Here is an 18,290-nt window from a genome sequence, read left to right as displayed (position 1 = left end):
GAATTTCTCTGAAGCTCTCTGACACCGTCAGGGAGCTTTTTTTTTGGCTTTGCTCAAGCTCCATTCCTCCGTATAAGGAAACAGCCTATATTAAGGTAAACGCCTAAGGTTCCAGCCCTTAGGCGTTTTTATATTAGATATCTAAGCAGGCTTGCAAAGGCCAGTGCGGAACGTTTCTACTATTTTAAAGTAAAAAACAGAGTTGATAGAGCTCTCTCTCATTTTTCTATCTCTGGTCATAAATCAGGGGGACACGCATAAATTTACAGTAAACAAGTGCAAAGATTGTGAGGGAGATCTATGAAAGAGATTTTGCGACTTTTCCCGTCTTATATTCAATCAGAGCTGCAGCAAATCTCAGAAGATGACTGGGGGCGCCTTCAGGAAATTCGGTTTCGAATTACCAAGCCATTAGAGCTCATCTATGATGATACAAGCACTTTGGTGCCGGCTATTATTCCGAGTGAGCAAGATGGGAACTACTTATTAAATCAACTTGGAGAATATTCGATTTATCGATTAGAGGACGAGCTTCGTGAGGGATATATTACGATCCCTGGGGGCCATCGTGTGGGTTTAGCGGGGAAAGTCAATACGGAAAAAGGGATTGTAAAAGCAATTCGTCATATTGCTTCATTTAATATTCGAATCGCTAAAGAAAAAATAGGGGTCGCTCAATCACTAGTAGAAGATCTCTATGATGGTGAGTACACAAATACTCTTTTGATCGGTCCCCCTCAAACAGGCAAAACGACGCTCCTAAGGGATATGGCTCGGATTATGAGTCAGGGAACAGGTTCGATTCCTTCTAAGAAGGTTGGAATCATAGATGAGCGTTCTGAAATTGCAGGGAGCATTCACGGAGTGCCCCAGCATCATTTGGGGCTGCGAACAGACGTTATGGATGCCTGTCCAAAAGCGGAAGGCATGATGATGATGATCCGTTCTATGTCCCCGGAGATTCTAATTGTAGATGAGATTGGGAGTGAGGCAGATGTAAAGGCGCTTCTAGAAGCATTATATGCAGGCGTTACTGTCATCTCCACGGTCCACGGGGATCGGTTTGATTCTGTGCAAAAGAGGCCATCCCTCACTCCGTTATTTGAACAAGAGGTTTTTGAGAGATTTGTAGTCCTTGAGAAGAAGCGACAACCTGGGTTTGTAAGGACACTTCTCGATCAAAATGGTCAGCTACTCTCATTAAAAAAGAGGGGTGTTTCATATGAAATGGATCGGAGCACTTATCCTGCTGTGCGCTACAACGTGGGGAGGGTTTGAATTTGCAAGAAGGCTCACGGAAAGGCCTAAGCAAATTCGTCAACTGAAGAATGCGTTACAAGTATTAGAGGCTGAGATCCTTTATGGACACTCTCCTGTTATAGAAGCATGCGAGAAAGTGGCGCGGCAGATTCCTGAGCCAATGGCATGGTTTTTCTATGAGTTTAGCGAGCAACTTAAAGAAAGCAGTGCTTCTCTCTATGACGTATGGGAACAACGAATACAGTCGTTCTGGCCCTTGAGTGCCCTTGGCGAGGGAGAGAAGGAAATCATGAAGCAGTTTGGTCAAACTCTAGGGCAGCATGATTTCACGGGCCAGCAGAAACATATCCGTCTTGCTATCTCCCACTTGGAACGAGAATTAAAAGAGGCGGAAGAGCAGCAGTACAAATATAGCAAAATGGTAAAAAGCCTTGGCTTTTTGACAGGTTTATTAATTATTTTGCTTTTCATGTAAAAGTGAAGGGAGTTAAAGACATGATCGGAGAGGCCTATATATTATTCCAGATTGCCGGGGTAGGAATCGTGGTGGCGATGATCCATACCGTTTTAAAACAAATGGGAAAAGAGGACATTGCCCACTGGGCAACTTTAGTGGGGTTTATCATCGTGTTATTTATCGTTATGGATGGCCTGCAAGAATTGTTTCAACAAATAAAATCTGTCTTTTTATTCCAGGGATGAGGCAGGTGAAGACATGGAAATTATCCAGATCGTTTCCTTTGCCCTAGTAGCAAGTGTGCTAACGATCATTGTAAAAGAGCAGAAATCATCTATTGCATTCTTTCTCATTTTATTTACAGGAATTATTATATTTCTCATTCTAATTCGTGAGATCGCAGAGGTATTTACATTACTTGAATACATTGCTCAAAAGGCAAATGTGAACGGCATGTACGTAGAGACGATTTTAAAAATTATCGGGATTGCTTACGTTGCGGAGTTCGGAGCTCAAATTACACGAGATGCTGGACTTGGGTCCGTTGCTTCTAAGATTGAGTTGGCAGGAAAAGTTTTTATTTTAGTGTTAGCTATACCCATTTTGACCGCTGTTATTGAAACGATTTTAGGCTTTCTTCCCGCTTAATTTTTAAGGAGGTGGCTTGTACATCTAATGAAGCTCATACACCAGATGATTATTGTCGTGATACTCGCTTTTAGTATTGTCTTGTTCCTATCAGAGCCCGTACAAGCTCAGACCTCTCCGGCTGAGGAGACAAGCCCAACTATTGATCCAATTACGTTTACAGAGATTCAATCTTATTGGAATCAGGTGGTAGATGAATATGGTGGTTATTTGCCTGGTATTCGGAAGGGCAGCTTCGTCGAATTTATGGAAAATCGCGATTCACTTTCCGTTAAAGATTGGATATTAGGCCTTTTAAAATATCTATTCTATGAATTTCTTATTAATGGAAAGCTATTAGGGACACTTATCTTTTTGACCCTGTTCTGTATGATTCTTCAGTCTTTACAAAACGCCTTTGAAAATCAAACAGTCAGTAAAGTAGCGTATGCAGTCGTTTATCTTGTGCTTATTGTGCTAGCGCTGAACAGTTTTCATTTAGCGGTTTCCTATGCGAAAGATGCAGTTGAAATGATGAGTAGTTTTATGATCGCACTCTTACCTTTAATGCTTGGCTTAATGGCGACATTCGGTAACTTATTATCCGTATCTTTCTTTCATCCTGTTATCGTTTTCCTTATTCATACCAGTGGGTTACTCGTTTCAAATGTTGTGTTGCCGCTATTATTTTTATCAGCTTTATTAATGATTGTAAGTACCATCAATGATCAGTACAAAGTTACTCAGCTCGCTCAACTATTACGTAATACAAGTTTAGGTCTACTTGGAGCGTTTCTTACCATCTTCTTAGGTGTCATTTCCGTTCAGGGTGCTACATCGGCTATACAAGACGGGGTTGCGATGAAAACAGCGAAATTCGTTACAGGAAATTTCGTACCCGTTGTAGGGCGTATGTTTACAGATGCAACGGATACCGTATTGAGCGCTTCACTCTTACTCAAAAATACGGTTGGGATTGTAGGTGTACTCATTATCTTGGCTCTTGCGTTATTTCCAGCTGTAAAGGTATTAGCTGTGGCGCTTATTTATAAGTTGGCTGCTGCAATACTGCAGCCTATCGGTGGTGGTCCTGTCATAGCTTCTATGGAAACAATCAGTAAACATATCCTCTTTGTTTTTGCAGCTCTACTAGTTGTAACGTTTATGTTCTTCCTAGCAATTGTCATATTGGTGGCCGCCAGTAACTTAACGATGATGGTTCGATAGGAGGTGGATCGGTGGCGTTTATTACCGAATGGGTTACTCAAATTATCCTCTTTTTACTGCTGGCACTTGTAACCGACCTTTTACTCCCTGCATCTTCCTTTCGAAAATACATCAAGCTTGTTGTAGGGTTACTTCTTATCCTTGTATTTTTGCAGCCTGTCTTTAAGCTTTTCGATATCGATATGGACAAGTTTTTCACCCAAGAAATGAACCGGTGGAGTGACCAGGTAGAGGTAGAATCTATGAAAAATTCAATTGAAGAGAAGAAAAAAGAAATACAAGCCTCACAACGTGCATATATTTTAGAACAGATGGCTGTCCAGCTAGAAAACGAAGTGAAGGAGGAGCTGATGAATGACCATAACGTAGAGATTCAAAACTTTTCCTTCCAATTTAAAAAAGATGCAGAAGTGAATCTAGAGGGGTTGAAATCGCTCACGGTCACTATGGAAGAAAGCAGTGATCAGAAAGCAGATCCTGATGAGGTTGAGGAAATTGTTATTGACCTTAATCAGCAGCCAGAGAATCAGGAAGATAAAAAATCACTAAATGCAGTTAAGTCTTACTTATCAACGGCATGGGACATTCCTGAAGATCAGCTTATCTTACAGTGGGAAGGAGGGGTTCAATGAAGAAAAATCCGTTAAACAACATCTTTTCATTGCTTAAGCTTAAGACGGAAGATGGAGAAAAGCCTACTAAACTAGCTTATGTCGTTCTGGTTGGTTTGCTAGGGTTACTCATTCTGTTAGTAGGAGACTTCTTCACAGGTGATGACGCTGTTAGTGAAGGCGTTTCGCCTCCTATCCAAACAAAGAGTGTTCAACCTAGTGAACAAGAAACGTTTGGGCAAAAAAAGGACGAGGCAGAAATGTTGATGTCAGATGTGGAGACTTATTACGAGAAGGAGCTAAAAGAGCTCCTCGAGAAAATTCAAGGTGTTTCCGAAGTTGAGGTCATGGTGAATTTAGATTCAACAGAAGCAAAAGTATATGAAAAGAATACAACCATTAGCAAACAACACACCACAGAAACTGATAAGAGTGGTGGGGAACGAAAAATTGAAGATTTTACTGAAGATGAGCAAATTGTGGTTACAAGACAAGGCGATCAAGAAGCTCCTTTACTGATCAGGACCGATAAACCTTCCGTTAGAGGGGTCGGGGTGGTAGCCAAGGGCGCTGATCACATGAAAGTGAAAGAATGGATTGTTGAAACAGTTTCACGAACATTAGATGTTCCTACACATCGCATTTCGGTAATGCCGAAAAAATAAGGAGGAATGAAAGAATGATGTTAAAAAAGCAAACGGTATGGTTACTAACGATGTTGAGTTTGATGATTGTGTTAAGTGTGTATTATATGACCTCCCCACCAGAAGGTGAGCTTGCTTACATGGGTGATGAAGAAAATGCCGATCAACAAACAGCAGGAACACCAAGTGAGGGTGATGCAACAGCTCAAGAAGGTGAAGCAGGAACAGAGGGTGAAGGAACTGCAACATCAAGCCTTTCTTCAGATCAATATTTCTCTTCCATGCAATTAGATATTATGGATACCCGTTCAAAGAAAATTGAAGAATTAGAGAACATTATGGCTTCTAGTGAAGTATCCGCTGAAGAAGTAAACGATGCTAAAAATGAAATTGATAAGATTCGTGAGCTAAGTACAAAAGAATCGGTTACTCAACAATCGATTGCAGCAAAGGCGGACTATCCAGATGTATTTGTTCGAGCAGAAGACGACAAAGTATTAGTAAAGGTTAAAGCAGAAGAAATGTCCAAACAAGATGTCAGTCAAATTCACCAAATTGTATATGATGAATTTGGACCAGTACCAGTAGTGGTTGAATACATTCCTAACGAGAAGTAAGCGGTCAGCTTTCGCACTCCTATGCGTGCGAAAGCTGATTTTTTTATTCTTAAATTTTTATTTAAAGTAGAGGAAAACCCCTTTCTAATCGAGAAAAGAGTTAGTAAGCGCTTTCTAGTAGGTTGAAGTTTTACTACTCTTTGTCGTAAAATATTAAGAGGTGTTATTAGTACCAGTTAATAATATGCATTTCAAATATAGAAGGGGTGCGCAAAAATATGTTAAAAGTACAAGAAATCCGTGAACTCATTAAATTAATCGATGAATCATCAATCGATGAGTTTACATATGAAAGCAATGGAACAACCGTATCAATGAAGAAGAATACAGGAGAGGTAATCGAGCGCCCGGCAGCACCAGCTCAACCAGCTGTGGCCCAGCAGCCAGCACAGCCTGCGCCAGAACCACAGCAAACTCCAGCAGCTCAGGAGCCAAAACCTGAACCTCAAGAAGAAACAAAAGTAGATTATGATCATGAGATCGTTTCTCCTATGGTAGGAACGTTCTATGAAGCATCTTCACCAGACGCTGATGCTTTCGTTAAAAACGGAGACGTTGTAACAAAGGACTCTGTTGTGTGTATCGTAGAGGCGATGAAGCTCTTTAACGAGATTGAAGCTGAAGTAAATGGTAAAATAGTAGAAGTACTCGTTGAAAATGGTCAGCTTGTTGAATATGGCCAACCATTATTCCGAGTGAAATCCGAATAAGGGGATGGAACTGTGATCAAGAAAATCTTAATCGCGAACCGTGGAGAGATCGCCGTTCGGATTATTCGAGCTTGTAAAGAGATGGACATTGAAACAGTGGCCGTCTATTCTGAAGCGGACAAAGAATCTCTACACGTTCAACTAGCAGATGAAGCGTATTGTATTGGACCAACTTTAAGTAGTGAGAGCTACTTGAACTTCACAAATATTATGAGCGTAGCGACTTTAACAGAATCAGATGCGATTCACCCGGGCTACGGATTTTTATCCGAAAACCCTGATTTCGCTGAGATCTGTGATGAATGCAATATCACATTCATTGGTCCAAGCGCTCAAGCCATTCGTAAAATGGGTACAAAAGACGTTGCCCGTGAAACGATGAAAGAAGCAGGCGTACCAGTTGTACCCGGGTCAGATGGCTTGATTCGTGATGAAGAACATGGCCTTCAGGTTGCTGAACAAATCGGATATCCGGTCATCATTAAAGCAACAGCTGGTGGCGGCGGAAAAGGAATCCGTGTCGCTCGAAATGAAGAAGATCTGAAGAAAGGCATCCGCGTCACACAAAACGAAGCGGAAAAAGCCTTCGGGAATCCAGGTGTCTATTTAGAGAAATTTATTGAAGATTTCCGTCACGTGGAAATTCAGATTATGGCTGATAATCATGGAAACGTCATTCACCTTGGTGAGCGTGATTGTTCTGTTCAACGTCGCTTACAAAAATTAATTGAAGAAACACCTTCCCCAGCACTAGGTCCAGACCTTCGTGCTGAAATGGGAGAAGCAGCAATTAAAGCAGCTTTAGCCGTTAATTATTCTGGTGCGGGTACTGTAGAATTTATCTTCGACCAGAAGAACAACAGCTTTTACTTTATGGAAATGAACACTCGTATTCAGGTAGAGCACCCTGTTACTGAAATGGTTACAGGTGTTGACTTGATTAAGGAAATGATTCGAGTAGGGAACAATGAATCGCTCCAATTCACTCAGGATCAGATTGAATTCGAGGGTCATTCCATTGAATGTCGTATTAATGCGGAGAACCCGTTCAAAAACTTCATGCCATCACCAGGTCGAATTGAAATGTATCTTCCTCCAGGTGGTTTCGGTGTCCGTGTTGACTCCGCAGCGTATCCAGGTTGGATGATTCCTCCTTATTATGATTCAATGATTGCGAAGTTGATCACTTACGGTAACACACGCGAAGAAGCGATGGATCGTATGAAGCGTGCCCTTGATGAGTTTGTGATTGAAGGTGTTCATACTACGATTCCATTCCATCGTCGCATGATGGAACACGAAGTCTTCCGCGGAGGAGATTTTAATACGAAATTCCTTGAAACTTATACTATAATGGAAGAGGAATAACACAAAGGAGTGACCAGAATGAGTGAAAATCATTTATTAAATGTTGGAGATGACTCCAGCTTAGGTAAAGTGGAAATTGCTCCAGAGGTTATTGAAGTCATTGCCGGTATCGCAGCATCAGAAGTTGAAGGCGTTGCATCCATGCGAGGTAACTTCGCAAGTGGTGTAGCTGAACGACTTGGCGGAAAGAAAAATCACGGAAAAGGGATTAAGGTAGAATTATCCGACGAAGGTATCGTAATCGATATTTATGTTGTAATGGACTTTGGAATCTCTATTCCGCAAACCGCCCAAAAGATTCAAGACAGCACACGCCAGGCACTTAAAAATATGACAGCCCTCGAAATTAAAGAAATTAACGTTCACATCGTTGGCATCCAAATGGAACCAACGAAAGAAGAAGAGGAACAAGAAGAAGAAGAAATCCCAGGCGTATAAGCGGGATTCTATGAACCACAAAGGAGACAGAGTCTTCTTTGTGGTTTTTTTGTTTGAGAGCAAGTTCTGGGAGGAGCAGTTACTAAAGAAGGAATAGAAGTAACTAAAGAGAGAATGAAGTTCTTAAAAAGCCAGTGGATTTACCAAACTGGCTAGCGAAGTTACGAATGGGAAAGGAGTAGTTACGAAAAAGGGGAGAGCAGTTACCAAAGAAGGGATAGAAGTAACTAAAGAGAGAATGAAGTTCTTAAAAAGCCAGTGGATTTACCAAACTGGCTAGCGAAGTTACGAATGGGAAAGGAGTAGTTACGAAAAAGGGGAGAGCAGTTACCAAAGAAGGGATAGAAGTAACTAAAGAGAGAATGAAGTTCTTAAAAAGCCAGTGGATTTACCAAACTGGCTAGCGAAGTTACGAATGGGAAAGGAGTAGTTACGAAAAAGGGGAGAGCAGTTACCAAAGAAGGGATAGAAGTAACTAAAGAGAGAATGAAGTTCTTAAAAAGCCAGTGGATTTACCAAACTGGCTAGCGAAGTTACGAATGGGAAAGGAGTAGTTACTAAAAAAGCCAGAGCAGTTACCAAAAAAGGCGTAGAAGTAACTAAAGAAAGAATGAAGTTCTTAAAAACCAACCGAACTTACCAAACTGTGTAGCGGAATTCTCCACATAGCATCTCCTCAGATAAACAATAAAAAATTTTTAGAAGGAAAAGACTAAATAAAAGGAAATCAGGTCGTTCAGCCGAATTATGTAGACAAGGAACTTGTAATTTAAAAGTCATGTAAGGGAGAGTGAGAAATGATTGTTAAGCAAAGAACCATTCCTCTAATAATTAGACAAGAGGAAGTGTTAGAAAGAAGATTGCCCAAGAGCCATCCCAAACGGCCATCCATTACAAAAAGTCTTAAAATGAGAAAGGCTGGATTTTGGGGGGAGCAAGAGTTAGATTACCCACTAAGCTTCTTGCCTCAAGATCAATATCGTATTTTCCATGATGTGAGGTTGATTGAGGCGAATAAAGCCTTTCAAATCGATACTTTGATTTTGACAGCCAACCTGGCAATCATATTGGAAGTGAAGAATATATCAGGTATAATCAAATTTGATTCAACTTTTGATCAGCTCATACGAAAGTTAGAAGGGCGAGAAGAGCGTTTACCTAATCCTCTAGCTCAAATAGGAAGGCAACGAAGGCAATTAGCTAATTGGTTTTCTTCAAATAATTTTCTTATGCCTATTAAATGCTTCGTTGTCATGACCCATCCCTCTTGTGTACTAAAAGCTTCTGAAATAAACCCTCATCAACACACAATCACTCATGTAGAAAACCTCCAAGAGAAGATTATTAAATTAAAAGCAGAAAATATTTCTGAAAATACGTTACCTTCGAATATCAACAATATTATATTTAAACTCTAACACCCCTTTAGGCCCTATAGATGTTTTAAATAAGTATGGGATTCATTATGAGGATCTAAATAAAGGAGTAGAATGTCCAAGGTGCTTCATGTCTCCGATGAAGTGGATGAGAAGAAGATGGAGGTGTTCTAGTTGTTACTTTTTCTCCTCAGATGCTCATTTAAGAACCATATCAGACTATTTTTTACTCGGGTATAAGACAATTAATAATGCTGCGTTCAGAGAACTCATCCAACATAATGACCAAGCAGTATCTAAATACTTCCTCAGCAAAATGAACCTCCAAACTTCCGGACACAAAAGATCTCTCCTTTATCACTCCCCGCACACCCTATAACACCCACGGTTACCTCTCTATAGTTTTGGGTATGCTGTTCCTATAAAATCCCCCGAACGCCGGAAAGATTATGATAGTGCTTTTAATCGCTGCCGTTCTATTATTTATAGCATTTATGATTATTACGTGTTATCATTCTTAACGGAAAGAAACATAAAGGAGAATGAATGATGAATCGTCATACAGCAAGAGAAAAGGCATTTCAGGCGCTTTTTCAAATGGACATAAATGAAATGGATGCAAACGAAGCGATTGAAAACATTTTAGAGGAAGAAGATGGACAAGTTCATGACGCTTTTCTAGATCAACTTGTTTTTGGTGTGAAAGAAAACCAAGCTGCGATCGATGAGCAGATCTCAGGCCATCTTGAAAAGTGGTCATTTAATCGCATTGCATCTGTTGAGAAAACAATTATGCGTATTGCCGTTTATGAGATGAAATATCAAGAGGATATTCCTGAAAAAGTCTCCATTAATGAAGCAATTGAGCTAGCTAAAACATTTGGCGATGACAAGTCAGGTAGTTTCGTGAACGGTGTATTAAAGAAAATGATTGACTAAATGTGAGAGGGTGGATTCCATGTCAGCAGAAATTATTTATGGACGAGAATTAGCAGAGGATATTAGAGAGCGAATGACGAAGGAGGTAGCCGATCTCCGTGAACTAGGAGTAGTTCCGGGGCTAGCTGTCGTCATTGTTGGAAACGATCCCGCATCTTTATCCTACGTAAGAGGTAAAGACAAAGCTTCAAAAAAAGTTGGCCTTGAGTCAAATCTAATTGAGCTTCCTGAAGAGGTTTCACAAGAAGAATTGTTAGATTTGGTGGATCGTCTTAATCACGATTCTAATGTGCATGGAATTCTTGTACAGCTACCTTTACCAGATCACATTAATGAAGATGAGGTCATTGAAGCCATTTCTCCAAGTAAAGACGTTGATGGATTCCATCCTGTAAGCATTGGTCGCATGATGGCAGGCAAAGAAACCTTCTTACCTTGTACACCACTTGGCATTTTAACGATGTTCAAAGAAAAAGAAATCAGCTTAGAAGGAAAGCATGTAGTCGTACTTGGTCGTAGCCGTATTGTGGGTAAACCTATTGGGCAGATGCTACTTAATGAAAATGCGACCGTTACATATTGTCATTCTCGTACGAAAAACCTCAAAGATTTCACTCAAAATGCAGATATTCTTATTGTGGCTGTAGGTAAGCCCGGCTTTATATCAGGAGATGACATTAAAGATGGTGCTGTAGTAATCGATGTAGGTGTAAACCGGATCGAAGATGGAAGTCTTACTGGTGATGTTGATTTTGAATCAGCGCTAGAAAAAGCATCTTACATTACACCAGTACCACGTGGTGTAGGGCCTATGACGATTACAATGTTGCTTCACAATACAATACAAGCAGCAAAACAGCTTAATCAGATTCCTCAAAGGAGTTCTTAACCGTGCAAGACAATTATTTGACGGTGTCCGCCTTAACTAAATACATTAAGCGTAAATTCGAAACGGACCCCCATTTAACCGATATCTGGTTAAAGGGGGAGATTTCTAACTTTAAGCACCACAGCCGTGGCCACATGTATTTAACCATAAAGGATAACAAATCTAGGGTAAATGCAGTGATGTTTGCTGGAAACAATCGGCGCTTGAAGTTTAAGCCTGAAGATGGGATGAATGTCTTAATCAAAGGGGAAATCGGTGTATATGAACCCCATGGGCAGTATCAGTTATATATCCAACATATGGAGCCTGACGGTTTAGGTGCTCTTTATCTTGCTTATGAAGAGTTAAAGAAAAAGTTGTCTACAGAAGGTCTTTTCGAAGATTCCAGAAAGTTATCTCTCCCGCCCTATCCTGAGTCCATAGCAGTCATTACTTCCCCTACAGGTGCTGCAGTTCGTGATATCTTAACCACTATTAAAAGACGTTATCCACTTGTAAATGTAACGGTATTCCCTGTACTCGTGCAGGGTAAAAACGCTGCTACGTCTATTTCCCAGGCAATTAGAAAAGTAAATGAACTCGGTAGTTTTGACGTTATCATTGCTGGGCGAGGTGGAGGTTCAATTGAAGAATTGTGGGCTTTTAATGAGGAGATTGTTGCAAGAGCTATTGCCGACTCAACTGTTCCTATAATATCAGCTGTCGGACACGAAACGGACTATACAATCAGTGACTTTGTAGCTGATCACAGAGCCCCTACACCCACAGGAGCAGCGGAGATAGCCGTTCCTTCTCAGACAGAGGTGCTAGAGCGCATTCATTCCATGCAAAACAGACTAACAAGAGCGTTGCATGTACAACATCGTCAAGGCGTTGAACGTCTGAATCGATTGCAGAAGTCATATGCATTCCGATATCCGGAACAACTCATGAGACAAAAGGAACAAGATTTAGATCGTCTCTCTGAGCGGTTGAAGAAGTCATCTTCCTTAACTCAGGAACAAAAGAAGCGAGAATTTGAAGTTGTAATGAATCGTTTGCGTCAGCAACATCCAGAGCGCTCTTTAGACGGAGCTAAACAAACTTTTATGCAATTAACAAAACGTATGAATCGAGCGATGGATCAAGAAAAACGGTTGAAAGTTAATAGGTACACACAAGTGTTAAACAAACTATCCTTGCTAAATCCACTAGAAATCATGAAAAGAGGCTATGCTATCCCTTTTGATCAAGAGGGTAGTGTTGTGAAGACAGTTTCAGATGTCCAACCAGGAGATCCCATACAAGTTAAAGTGCGCGATGGTGTTTTAGATTGCCAAGTTTGGGGTATGGAAAAGGAGGAAGAACATGAGTGAAAAAGACCAAGTGCAACAAGAAGAAATGAGTTTTGAAGAAGCTATGAAGCAGCTTGAGCAAATCGTGGAGAAGTTAGAAGAGGGAGATGTCCCGCTAGAGCAAGCTATCACTTACTATCAGGATGGCATGAAGCTCTCTAAGGTTTGTAATGACAAACTCAATAATGTTGAAAAGCAGATGCAACAAATTATGAACGATCAGGGTGAATTTGAGTCTTTCTCAGTTGAGGAGGAAGAATAAGGTGAATCAAACGTTAGGATCCTTCTTAGAAGACAAACGTTCAATGTTGAACCAGCAAATGGAACAACAAATATACTCTATGCAAATCCCTGAAACGTTAAGAGAATCCATTATGTACTCCATCGAAGCTGGTGGGAAGAGAATTAGGCCTGTTTTATTATTAGCTGCAAATGAAGCTTTTGGTGGAGAGGAAAATCGAGCTATTGCTCCTGCTTGTGCGGTTGAAATGGTTCATACGTATTCTCTCATTCATGATGATTTACCAGCGATGGACGATGATGATGTAAGAAGAGGGAAGCCCACAAATCATGTTCAATTTGATGAAGCAACAGCCATATTAGCGGGCGATGGTTTACTCACGGCTGCTTTTCATGTTGTGACATCCAATGACCACCTTTCTGATCGCGAGAAAGTGTTTTTAACACGTGAACTGTCTAAAGCAAGTGGGGCTGAGGGAATGGTCGCAGGTCAAATGCTTGATATGGAAGCGGAAGGCCAGACGCTTACTCTTGAAGGCCTTGAAGCCATTCATCGTCATAAAACGGGTGAATTAATTCGTTTCTCAGCTGTAGCTGGTGCATTTATTGGTGGTGCCAATCCGTCTCAGTTACATCATATCGAAACATATTCAAAATATATCGGTTTACTTTTCCAAGTCCAAGACGATATTTTAGATGTGGTTGGAGAAGAAGGTGAAATCGGGAAGCCCGTTGGAAGTGATGTGTCAAACAATAAAAGTACATATCCACAATTGTTAGGCTTAGAAGGTGCCATAGAGCATAAGAACCAATATGCTGAACGAGCAAGAATGGCTCTGAAAGAAGCAGGCGTCGAAAGCACCCTCTTGGAAGACCTGATTGACTTCATCAGCGATAGAAAGAATTAATTGTCAGCACATGTGGATTGAGAGATTTTAACGAGTGTGATATATTAGTATTACAAACAGGATGGTGCAGTATTCTAGTCGGCCCTCCGTTCCTGAAGGCGGGCCTAAAAATCCGCCAAAGGGCACATCGATGAAGTTCCTTGTGTTGGCTTGAGGCGCCCAGCCTTGGGTCGATGCTGGGAGTTAAGGTTGCGGGGCGATCCACAATGGCATGTGGGCGTTGACCCTGCTTCCGCGGAGGCCCATATTTGTAGGAGGCTGTTCTCAAACGTCTGCTATGAAATGGGGTATGAACCTGTGAGATTGTTTTGGGAAGAACGGTCCACAGCGTAGCCTGCCTTGAGTGGCTCTGAGGGGATTATGGCTTTTGAGCGAGAGATAGATGGCCACTATTCGATCGCTTACCCGACCATATGAAATCAGCGCTGCAAAAGAGGCTAAGGAACGGCTAAAGGCTGCTGAGGAAATCTCCTAGACTGTTCCATGACACCTAAAAGGGATTATAGTGCGGACTAAGTGGCAATCCAGTCTAGTAACCGGTGACGGTGCTAAGGCGAGTTTAAAGGGGAACCGCCGATGTGGCAACACATGGTATTCGCTTGGGAAAACCTACTGGACCTAAGCCGCAGTTTTTATCTTTTAGGTGACCATCCTGACTTTCATACATATACAATGAATGAACTTAAAATATAGAGGTTAATCCATGAAGACACAACTAAAAAATTCTTTAAAATTTAGCTTGGGGATCGCCGTTATCACTTTTGTGTTAGCGGCTATTTTTACAGTTATCTCTAATTATATATTAGATGACGTTTACTATCTGTTAGGGATCATTATCGTTTTCGTTATTGTATCAATTGGGGTATTCTTTGATATGCTAGGCATAGCGGCAACAGCTGCAGACGAAGTCCCTTTTCACGCAATGGCAGCTGAAAAAGTAAACGGTTCCAAAGAGGCGATTATTATTGTTCGAAACGCTGATCGTTTTGCCAGCTTTTGTAATGATGTAATCGGAGATATTGCTGGGGTTATAAGTGGTACAGCTGCAACGATGGTTGTTTTGCGTCTAACGTTTATCCTTGGTCATTCAGAAGACTCAACTACCAATTTGGTCATCTCAGTGATTTTTACAAGCATTGTTGCGGCAGTGACAGTTGGAGGCAAGGCGCTTGGTAAGTACTTTGCGATCCATGCTTCAACCGATATTATTTTCTTTGCGGCGCGGGTCATTTCACTTGTGGAAAGAAAATTAAATATTACCATTTTACCAAGAGGTAAAAAATCCTCTAGAAAATCATGATGAAGGCGAGTGATCCCGAATGGATCTTAATACTATCAAGGACCCATCCTTCTTAAAAGAATATTCGAATGAAGATCTTGAAAAATTAGCGGCTTCAGTACGCAATTTTTTAATTGAAAAACTATCTGTTACCGGAGGTCATTTAGGTGCAAACTTAGGTGTTGTAGAGCTAACTCTTGCCCTGCATAAACTGTATGACAGTCCTAAAGATAAAATCCTGTTTGACGTTGGTCATCAGTCCTATATTCATAAAATCCTTACAGGTCGTACAGACCAATTTGATACATTACGTCAATATCAAGGGTTATGCGGTTTTCCAAAACGCTGTGAAAGTGAGCATGATGTTTGGGAAACAGGGCATAGCTCTACTTCTCTTTCAGCGGCAATGGGGATGGCTATTGCTCGTGATTTAAAGGGAGAAGATCATTCTATCCTCCCAATTATTGGTGATGGAGCACTTACTGGTGGAATGGCACTTGAAGCTTTAAACCATATCGGTGATGAGAAGAAAAATGTAACCGTAATTCTAAATGATAATGAAATGTCCATTGCTCAGAATGTTGGTGCGCTTCACAATGTGCTTGGTCGCATGAGAAGTGCTCGTAAATATCACTGGGTGAAAGACGAAATGGAATGGGTATTGAAGCGCATTCCGGCAGTTGGTGGAAAGCTTGCTAATGCAGCAGAGCGTTTGAAAGATAGCATGAAATACTTCATGCTCCCTGGAATGTTCTTTGAAGAACTTGGATTCACTTATTATGGGCCAGTTGACGGCCATAGCTTTGAGGATCTTATGGAGAATTTACAGTATGCTAAAAAGACAGAAGGCCCCGTAATTGTGCACGTTATGACTCAGAAGGGGAAAGGTTATCACCCTGCCGAGAATGATCAGAAGGATAAGTGGCACGGGGTTGGACCATATAAGATTGAATCAGGGGAAAAGATCAAACCTACAGATGCTCCTCCAGCATGGAGTGAAGTGATTAGTGAGGCCCTTCGCAAGAAAGCGCGAACAGATCACCGTATAGCAGCGATCACCCCAGCCATGATTCTTGGATCGAAATTAGAGAAATTTGGGGAAGAGTTTCCTGATCGTTTATTCGATGTAGGAATTGCAGAACAGCACGCTACCACGGTATCAGCTGGTTTAGCGACACAAGGCATGAAGCCATTTCTTTCCATATATTCTACATTCATGCAACGTGGTTATGACCAATTAGTACATGATGTATGTCGTCAGAACTTAAATGTAACATTCGGTATAGATCGTGCAGGATTGGTAGGAGCAGATGGCGAGACACATCAGGGCGTATTTGATATCGCTTTTTTACGTCACCTTCCAAATATGACGATTATGATGCCGAAAGATGAGAATGAAGGACAACATATGGTTAACACAGCCTTTGAATATAACGATGGGCCTATTGCTCTCCGCTATCCTAGAGGTAATGGACTTGGTGTGGAAATGGACGAGCAACTCAAGACACTACCGATTGGATCTTGGGAAGTACTGCAAGAAGGTGCTGATGTAGCGATCCTTACATTTGGAACAACTATTCCAATGGCTTTAAAAGCAAGTGAAGTACTAAAGAAACAAGGTGTTTCTGTAAAAGTTGTAAACGCCCGGTTTATTAAGCCAATGGATGAAGCTATGTTACATGATTTAATGAAGCAATCGATGCCACTTCTAACTATTGAAGAAGCTGTTTTAAAAGGTGGCTTTGGTAGTGGTGTTTTAGAGTTTGCAGAAGAAAACCAATATTATAATCAGGTAATCCATCGTATGGGAGTTCCGGATCGTTTCATTGAGCACGGTAGTGTGAAAGAGCTCTATAAAGAAATCGGACTTACATCAGACAATATTGTATCTAAGATTAAAAAAATACTACCAGAACAACAGCAAAGGGCTTGAAGCAATGAGCAAAAAAGTTAGACTTGATACACTTCTTGTAGAACGAGGTTTAGTCGAAACAAGAGAGAAAGCAAAGCGTACAATTATGGCAGGCTTAGTGTTCTCTGAAACAATAAAGTTGGATAAACCTGGAGTGAAAGTGGATGAATCCATTTCGATTCAGGTAAAAGGAAAAGCCATTCCTTATGTTAGTAGGGGAGGGCTTAAGCTAGAAAAGGCTTTGCAAAACTTTAATCTTACTGTGAAAGATAAAATCCTTATAGATATTGGTTCATCTACTGGTGGCTTTACGGATTGTGCCCTGCAAAATGGAGCAACACAAAGTTATGCTATTGATGTAGGGTATAATCAGTTGGCCTGGTCCTTACGTAATGATGAGCGGGTTGAGGTAATGGAGCGTACAAACTTTCGCTACGTGACACCGGAGGATTTAACAAAGGGGATCCCGAACTTTGCTTCAATTGACGTATCTTTTATCTCACTTAAATTGATTTTACCTGTTCTTGGGACTTTAATTGAGAGTGATGGAGATGTAGTTGCTCTCATCAAGCCTCAGTTTGAGGCAGGTAGAGAGCAAGTTGGAAAAAAAGGCATCGTACGTGATCCTAAGGTTCATAAAATGGTACTCTCAGACATGTTGCAGTTTTCAGCTGAAACAGGTTACATCGTAGAAGAAGTTACCTATTCTCCGATTACAGGGGGAGATGGTAACATTGAGTTTTTAGCTCACTTACGATGGAAGGGTAATAATGAGGGTAGAATTCAACCGAATGTTGATGTAGAACAGATTGTACGTGAAGCCCACGATGCCCATTAATTTGTGAATAGATTAAACGAATGGGGCTACGTTTTGTGGTCCCATTTTTTAAACGTTTTAAAGGTGCTCTAATGATTATTTATACCACGTATGAATTGGAGATTGATCCTTCCTGAAACAGGGAAAGAAGAGAGGGAGATAAAATGAATAAGGGGCAACGACATATAAAGATCAGGGAACTAATTGCTGAGAATGATATAGAAACACAAGATGATCTCGTTGATCGTTTAAAGAGCTTGGGGTATAACGTGACTCAAGCAACCGTATCAAGAGATATCAAAGAATTACACTTAGTAAAAGTGCCTATGGTTGATGGACGTTATAAATATAGTTTGCCTGCTGATCAGCGCTTTAATCCGTTGGAGAAATTAAAGAGACTGATGATTGATGCGTTTGTACGTATTGATACTGCAGGTCACTTTATAGTGATGAAGACATTACCAGGTAATGCAAATGCGGTAGGAGCGCTTGTTGACAACTTGGATTGGGATGAGATTTTAGGAACAATCTGTGGAGATGATACATGTCTAATTATCTGCCGCTCGGAAGAAGAATCTAAACAGATTCGAGATCGTTTTCTTGATATGCTTTAATCATTTTGGAAAAGTTGAGGTGC

At 40.9% G+C, this 18,290-nt stretch carries 21 protein-coding genes; all 21 read left to right on the top strand.

Features of this window, described 5'->3' with window-relative positions:
* Positions 1 to 300: 300 nt before the first annotated feature.
* Positions 301 to 1,278: a stage III sporulation protein AA gene (gene spoIIIAA / locus N780_RS07750; protein WP_052114949.1), complete on the top strand. Its 978-nt coding sequence runs from the start codon at positions 301 to 303 to the stop codon at positions 1,276 to 1,278.
* Positions 1,223 to 1,735 carry a stage III sporulation protein SpoIIIAB gene (gene spoIIIAB, locus N780_RS07745; protein WP_036782071.1) on the top strand — a complete coding sequence of 171 codons (513 nt, stop codon included), beginning with the start codon at positions 1,223 to 1,225 and terminating at the stop codon, positions 1,733 to 1,735. Before spoIIIAA ends, spoIIIAB begins: the two co-directional genes overlap by 56 nt.
* A 20-nt stretch (positions 1,736 to 1,755) precedes the next feature.
* Positions 1,756 to 1,962 (top strand): stage III sporulation protein AC, encoded by a 207-nt coding sequence (spoIIIAC, locus tag N780_RS07740; protein ID WP_036782069.1) that lies wholly within the window; start codon positions 1,756 to 1,758, stop codon positions 1,960 to 1,962.
* Between the two features lie 13 nt (positions 1,963 to 1,975).
* Entirely contained in the window at positions 1,976 to 2,365 is a 390-nt protein-coding gene (gene spoIIIAD, locus N780_RS07735) for a stage III sporulation protein AD (protein WP_036782067.1), read from the top strand.
* Positions 2,366 to 2,392: 27 nt separating this feature from the next.
* A complete protein-coding gene (spoIIIAE, locus tag N780_RS07730) occupies positions 2,393 to 3,571 on the top strand; it encodes a stage III sporulation protein AE (RefSeq protein ID WP_036782065.1) in 1,179 nt (392 codons plus the stop codon).
* An 11-nt stretch (positions 3,572 to 3,582) separates the two neighbouring features.
* Positions 3,583 to 4,203: a stage III sporulation protein AF gene (gene spoIIIAF, locus N780_RS07725; protein ID WP_036782063.1), complete on the top strand. Its 621-nt coding sequence runs from the start codon at positions 3,583 to 3,585 to the stop codon at positions 4,201 to 4,203.
* The gene (gene spoIIIAG, locus N780_RS07720) at positions 4,200 to 4,847 is read left to right on the top strand and encodes a stage III sporulation protein AG (protein ID WP_036782062.1); all 648 of its coding nucleotides are present in this window, start codon (positions 4,200 to 4,202) and stop codon (positions 4,845 to 4,847) included. The genes spoIIIAF and spoIIIAG overlap by 4 nt, the downstream gene beginning before the upstream one ends.
* A gap of 14 nt (positions 4,848 to 4,861) precedes the next feature.
* Positions 4,862 to 5,443, top strand: coding sequence for a SpoIIIAH-like family protein (locus N780_RS07715; RefSeq protein WP_052114948.1), 582 nt, complete (start codon positions 4,862 to 4,864; stop codon positions 5,441 to 5,443).
* 218 nt (positions 5,444 to 5,661) lie between these two features.
* Complete coding sequence (accB, locus tag N780_RS07710; RefSeq protein ID WP_036782061.1) at positions 5,662 to 6,153, top strand: acetyl-CoA carboxylase biotin carboxyl carrier protein; 492 nt, start codon at positions 5,662 to 5,664, stop codon at positions 6,151 to 6,153.
* A gap of 12 nt (positions 6,154 to 6,165) precedes the next feature.
* Positions 6,166 to 7,521, top strand: coding sequence for an acetyl-CoA carboxylase biotin carboxylase subunit (gene accC, locus N780_RS07705; protein WP_036782060.1), 1,356 nt, complete (start codon positions 6,166 to 6,168; stop codon positions 7,519 to 7,521).
* Positions 7,522 to 7,539: 18 nt separating this feature from the next.
* Complete coding sequence (locus N780_RS07700) at positions 7,540 to 7,959, top strand: Asp23/Gls24 family envelope stress response protein (protein WP_036782059.1); 420 nt, start codon at positions 7,540 to 7,542, stop codon at positions 7,957 to 7,959.
* A 797-nt stretch (positions 7,960 to 8,756) separates the two neighbouring features.
* Positions 8,757 to 9,377 carry a nuclease-related domain-containing protein gene (locus N780_RS19195; RefSeq protein WP_052114947.1) on the top strand — a complete coding sequence of 207 codons (621 nt, stop codon included), beginning with the start codon at positions 8,757 to 8,759 and terminating at the stop codon, positions 9,375 to 9,377.
* Positions 9,378 to 9,884: 507 nt separating this feature from the next.
* The gene (gene nusB, locus N780_RS07690; protein ID WP_036782058.1) at positions 9,885 to 10,274 is read left to right on the top strand and encodes a transcription antitermination factor NusB; all 390 of its coding nucleotides are present in this window, start codon (positions 9,885 to 9,887) and stop codon (positions 10,272 to 10,274) included.
* 19 nt (positions 10,275 to 10,293) lie between these two features.
* Positions 10,294 to 11,163, top strand: coding sequence for a bifunctional methylenetetrahydrofolate dehydrogenase/methenyltetrahydrofolate cyclohydrolase FolD (folD, locus tag N780_RS07685; RefSeq protein WP_036782056.1), 870 nt, complete (start codon positions 10,294 to 10,296; stop codon positions 11,161 to 11,163).
* A 2-nt stretch (positions 11,164 to 11,165) separates the two neighbouring features.
* Complete coding sequence (xseA, locus tag N780_RS07680) at positions 11,166 to 12,518, top strand: exodeoxyribonuclease VII large subunit (protein ID WP_036782054.1); 1,353 nt, start codon at positions 11,166 to 11,168, stop codon at positions 12,516 to 12,518.
* Entirely contained in the window at positions 12,511 to 12,759 is a 249-nt protein-coding gene (locus N780_RS07675; protein WP_036782052.1) for an exodeoxyribonuclease VII small subunit, read from the top strand. The genes xseA and N780_RS07675 overlap by 8 nt, the downstream gene beginning before the upstream one ends.
* Position 12,760: 1 nt before the next feature.
* The gene (locus N780_RS07670; protein WP_036782050.1) at positions 12,761 to 13,645 is read left to right on the top strand and encodes a polyprenyl synthetase family protein; all 885 of its coding nucleotides are present in this window, start codon (positions 12,761 to 12,763) and stop codon (positions 13,643 to 13,645) included.
* Between the two features lie 703 nt (positions 13,646 to 14,348).
* Positions 14,349 to 14,945, top strand: coding sequence for a hypothetical protein (locus N780_RS07660; protein ID WP_036782046.1), 597 nt, complete (start codon positions 14,349 to 14,351; stop codon positions 14,943 to 14,945).
* Between the two features lie 19 nt (positions 14,946 to 14,964).
* Entirely contained in the window at positions 14,965 to 16,857 is a 1,893-nt protein-coding gene (gene dxs, locus N780_RS07655; protein ID WP_036782043.1) for a 1-deoxy-D-xylulose-5-phosphate synthase, read from the top strand.
* Between the two features lie 4 nt (positions 16,858 to 16,861).
* Positions 16,862 to 17,674, top strand: a complete 813-nt coding sequence (locus N780_RS07650) for a TlyA family RNA methyltransferase (protein ID WP_036782041.1) — start codon at positions 16,862 to 16,864, stop codon at positions 17,672 to 17,674.
* A gap of 143 nt (positions 17,675 to 17,817) precedes the next feature.
* On the top strand, positions 17,818 to 18,267 hold the full coding sequence (gene ahrC, locus N780_RS07645; RefSeq protein ID WP_036782039.1) for a transcriptional regulator AhrC/ArgR: 450 nt from the start codon (positions 17,818 to 17,820) through the stop codon (positions 18,265 to 18,267).
* Positions 18,268 to 18,290 lie beyond the last annotated feature (23 nt).

Source organism: Pontibacillus chungwhensis BH030062 (genome assembly GCF_000770675.1).
Taxonomy (GTDB): domain Bacteria; phylum Bacillota; class Bacilli; order Bacillales; family BH030062; genus Pontibacillus; species Pontibacillus chungwhensis.
The sequence above is the reverse complement of the archived record's forward strand: the minus strand, read 5'-3'. Positions and strand labels throughout refer to the sequence as shown.

Bases quoted from the DNA above. Each gene is read 5' to 3' on its own strand.
- spoIIIAC (WP_036782069.1), top strand. From the start codon at position 1,756: ATGATCGGAGAGGCCTATATATTATTCCAGATTGCCGGGGTAGGAATC.
- N780_RS07715 (WP_052114948.1), top strand. From the start codon at position 4,862: ATGATGTTAAAAAAGCAAACGGTATGGTTACTAACGATGTTGAGTTTG.
- dxs (WP_036782043.1), top strand. From the start codon at position 14,965: ATGGATCTTAATACTATCAAGGACCCATCCTTCTTAAAAGAATATTCG.
- ahrC (WP_036782039.1), top strand. From the start codon at position 17,818: ATGAATAAGGGGCAACGACATATAAAGATCAGGGAACTAATTGCTGAG.
- accB (WP_036782061.1), top strand. From the start codon at position 5,662: ATGTTAAAAGTACAAGAAATCCGTGAACTCATTAAATTAATCGATGAA.
- spoIIIAB (WP_036782071.1), top strand. From the start codon at position 1,223: ATGAAATGGATCGGAGCACTTATCCTGCTGTGCGCTACAACGTGGGGA.
- N780_RS19195 (WP_052114947.1), top strand. From the start codon at position 8,757: ATGATTGTTAAGCAAAGAACCATTCCTCTAATAATTAGACAAGAGGAA.
- spoIIIAG (WP_036782062.1), top strand. From the start codon at position 4,200: ATGAAGAAAAATCCGTTAAACAACATCTTTTCATTGCTTAAGCTTAAG.
- folD (WP_036782056.1), top strand. From the start codon at position 10,294: ATGTCAGCAGAAATTATTTATGGACGAGAATTAGCAGAGGATATTAGA.
- nusB (WP_036782058.1), top strand. From the start codon at position 9,885: ATGAATCGTCATACAGCAAGAGAAAAGGCATTTCAGGCGCTTTTTCAA.
- spoIIIAA (WP_052114949.1), top strand. From the start codon at position 301: ATGAAAGAGATTTTGCGACTTTTCCCGTCTTATATTCAATCAGAGCTG.
- N780_RS07675 (WP_036782052.1), top strand. From the start codon at position 12,511: ATGAGTGAAAAAGACCAAGTGCAACAAGAAGAAATGAGTTTTGAAGAA.
- N780_RS07660 (WP_036782046.1), top strand. From the start codon at position 14,349: ATGAAGACACAACTAAAAAATTCTTTAAAATTTAGCTTGGGGATCGCC.
- N780_RS07700 (WP_036782059.1), top strand. From the start codon at position 7,540: ATGAGTGAAAATCATTTATTAAATGTTGGAGATGACTCCAGCTTAGGT.
- spoIIIAE (WP_036782065.1), top strand. From the start codon at position 2,393: ATGAAGCTCATACACCAGATGATTATTGTCGTGATACTCGCTTTTAGT.
- N780_RS07650 (WP_036782041.1), top strand. From the start codon at position 16,862: ATGAGCAAAAAAGTTAGACTTGATACACTTCTTGTAGAACGAGGTTTA.
- spoIIIAD (WP_036782067.1), top strand. From the start codon at position 1,976: ATGGAAATTATCCAGATCGTTTCCTTTGCCCTAGTAGCAAGTGTGCTA.